Source organism: Ilumatobacter sp. (assembly GCF_041688325.1).
GTDB lineage: Bacteria > Actinomycetota > Acidimicrobiia > Acidimicrobiales > Ilumatobacteraceae > Ilumatobacter_A.
The window spans coordinates 1-3,139 of record NZ_JBDNIJ010000401.1 but is presented as its reverse complement, the minus strand read 5'-3'; the positions used below and the strand labels follow the sequence as shown (position 1 = coordinate 3,139).

General features: G+C 65.8%; 3 protein-coding genes. 2 read left to right on the top strand and 1 reads right to left on the bottom strand.

All coding sequences use genetic code 11. From position 1 onward, the window contains the following. Both ACH2EI_RS19975 and ACH2EI_RS19970 read left to right on the top strand, forming a co-directional pair. Positions 1-1,181, top strand: a 1,181-nt coding sequence (locus ACH2EI_RS19975) for a DUF3556 domain-containing protein (RefSeq protein ID WP_395161305.1), incomplete at its 5' end; no start/stop codon positions are given. Beyond that, complete coding sequence (locus ACH2EI_RS19970) at positions 1,178-2,587, top strand: phytoene desaturase family protein (protein ID WP_395156162.1); 1,410 nt, start codon at positions 1,178-1,180, stop codon at positions 2,585-2,587. The genes ACH2EI_RS19975 and ACH2EI_RS19970, both read left to right, overlap by 4 nt. Positions 2,588-2,925: 338 nt before the next feature. Here the strand turns inward: ACH2EI_RS19970 and ACH2EI_RS19965 are convergent. Next, the coding region (locus ACH2EI_RS19965; protein WP_395161303.1) for a transposase at positions 2,926-3,139 on the bottom strand (214 nt) is incomplete at its 5' end.

Genomic DNA, 3,139 nt, shown 5'->3' with positions numbered 1-3,139 from the left:
TCTTCCTGGACTTCAACGACGCGATCATCGGGGCGAAGATCTTCATCGCCATCGTGTGGATGGGTGCGGGTGTGTCGAAGCTCCAACACGGCTTTTCAGCCACGGTGGCGGCGATGGTACAGAACACGCCGTGGAACGTCTTCCGAAAGTTGCGCCTGGCGTCGGTCCGTGACTACCCGAACGACCTTCGCCCATCGAAGCTCACGCACATGGTGGGCCACATCGGCGGGACCACCGCCGAAAGCATCGTACCGCTCACGTTGCTGTTCTCACCGTGGCCGTGGCTGACGTGGCTCGCGATCGTGTCGATCTGGATGCTCCACACCTTCATCATCTCCACGATCCCCTTGGCGGTGCCGCTCGAGTGGAATGTGTTCTTCATGTTCTGCGCTGGGTTCCTCTTCGGCAATTTCTCGGCTGGCGATGGCTACGGGGTCTTCGACATGCATCCCCTGTTGCTTGCCGGCGTCCTGTTCGTCGCGCTGGGCCCGATCGTGCTCGGGGCGTTCAAACCGCAGTACGTCTCCTTCCTCATCGGGATGAAGCAGTACGCAGGCAACTGGGCATCCACCACCTGGTCGTTCAGCGACTCCGAGAAGGAAGACCGCCTCAACGAGCGGATCGTCAAGGCCGCCGACAACCAGATCGACCAGCTCGAGCCGTTGTTCGGGAGGGAGATCTCCGAGATCTTCATGCAGAAGGCAATCGCGTGGCGCATGATGCACCCGATGGGTCGCGCCCACATCAGCCTCCAGATGCGGCACAACGACGACATGGACGGACGCGTCCTGCGCGATGGCGAGTTCTTGAGCAACACGCTCACGGGCTGGAACTTCGGTGACGGTCACTGCCACGACGAACGACTGGTGGAAGCCGTCCAACAGCGTTGCAACTACGAGCCGGGCGAGCTCGTTGTGGTGTTCACTGAGTCGCAACCAATGTTCGACAAGCGTGTGCAGTACCGCGTGATCGATTCCGCATTGGGCGTCGTCGAGAAGGGGTGGTATCACAATGACGATGCCGCAAACGAACAGCCTTGGCTGCCCAACGGTGGGATAGCGCACGTCATCACCTGGACCCGTGACGGGTACGTCGCCTCCGGGCTGCCGTACCCTGGTTCCGGCGGACGCGGACCGGCGGCGGAGAGCGCTGTTCCCGCCGCCAACGCGGTCAGCGGGTGACGCGAGCGGTCGTCGTCGGCAGCGGACCCAACGGCCTAACGGCCGCGGTCAGGCTGGCGCGCGCTGGGCTCGACGTGACCGTGCTGGAAGCCGCCGACACCATCGGCGGAGGCACGCGGAGTTCGGAGTACCTCGTACCGGGGCTCCTGCACGATCACTGCTCGGCCGCCCACCCGATGGCGATCGCATCACCGGCGTTCCAGGAGTTCCAACTCCCTGGGATCGTGTGGAAACGCGCCGAGGTCGAGTGCGCTCATCCCCTTGATGACGGCACCGCCGGCGCGCTGTTCCGTTCCTTCGACGAGACCGAGCGGGCACTCGGCGCCGACGGACGCCGCTGGCGGCAGGTGTTCGAGCCGATCGCCGAACGCTTCGACGACCTGTTCGCCGACATCTCCCAACCGCTGATTCGGGTGCCGTCTCATCCGGTGACCCTCGCCCGGTTCGGCCTGCGGGCGGCGATGCCGGCAACGGTTCTCGCCCATGCGTGGCGGACGCCGCAGGCACGTGCGCTCTGGACCGGGATGGCGGCGCACGCCTTCTGGCGTCTCGACCGACCGCTGACGAGCGCGATCGGGTTCGCGCTGGCGGCCGGCGCCCACGCCCACGGTTGGGTGGTCGCCGAGGGCGGCTCGCAGACCATTGCTGACGCGCTCGCCGCCGACCTCGCCCGCAACGGGGGAACGATCGAGACCGGCGCACGCGTGCGCTCCATGGCCGATCTGCCGTCGCATGACGTGCTGATGCTCGACGTGTCGCCATCGGCAGCGGCCGGCATCCTCGGCGACCGATTGCCGTCGCGCGTCGCGAAGGCGTACCGAAAGTTCCAGCACGGGCCCGGAGCGTTCAAGGTCGACTTCGCCATCGACGGGGAGGTCCCATGGACCGCCGAGATCGCTCGCCGTGCCGGCACCGTGCATCTCGGCGGGAACGACGCCGAGGTCGCCGCAGCCGAGTTGGCCGTGCAGCGCGGCAAGATGCCGGACCGGCCGTTCGTATTGGTGGGCCAGCAGTACCTCGCGGACCCGAGTCGTTCATCGGGCACGGTGAACCCGCTGTGGACTTACGCCCACGTACCAAACGGCTACACCGGCGACGCCACCGAAGCGATCATCGGCCAGATCGAACGGTTCGCTCCCGGTTTCCGCGAACGGGTGGTCGGCACGGCGGTGCGGTCGGCCACCGAGATGGCCGTGTACAACCCGAACTATGTCGGTGGCGACATCGTCGGCGGAGCGGCCTCACTCAGGCAGACGGTGTTTCGCCCGCGGGTCGCCATCGACCCGTACGCCACGGGCATTCCCGGCACGTACCTGTGCTCCGCGTCCACCCCACCCGGGGCCGGAGCGCACGGCATGTGCGGCGCCAACGCCGCGGCACGCGCCCTCGCCGAACTCAGCCGCTGAGAGATCTCACGCTGCGCAACGTCATCGCCGGAGCGGGTCACCCGCAGTTGAACCAACTGTCGGCCCAGCAAACGCGTGAGATCGGCTCAGAAACGCACATCGCGATCTCCGGAGGAATCACTGAGGATGGTGACCTCCGCGCTCGGGCACGTGCACGAGAATGTGCAGACGGCGCGTTGGAGCTGCGTCACGTTGGCAGGCGCTCCGTACCGACTCACAGCGGTCGGTCAACCCGATCGGAAAATCATCCGGACGCACGAGTCCAATCCGCCCAAGAAGGGACTGTCAGACGAGTGGTGTAACTGGTCTGGCTCATTGTTGTTGGCGATGTTAGGGCCTCAGAAGAGGCGGCCTTCGAAGGTGATGGCGAAGACGTTGAGGGCGGGCGTCCAGCGGTTCATCGAGCGTTCATGGCCAGTGCCCTTCGAGTCGAGCGATCTGACGACCAGGTAGAGACATTTCAACGCGGCCTGCTCGTTGGGAAAGTGCCCGCGTGCTCGGGTCGCCCGCCGGAACCGGGCGTTCAACGACTCGATCGCGTTGGTCGAGTAG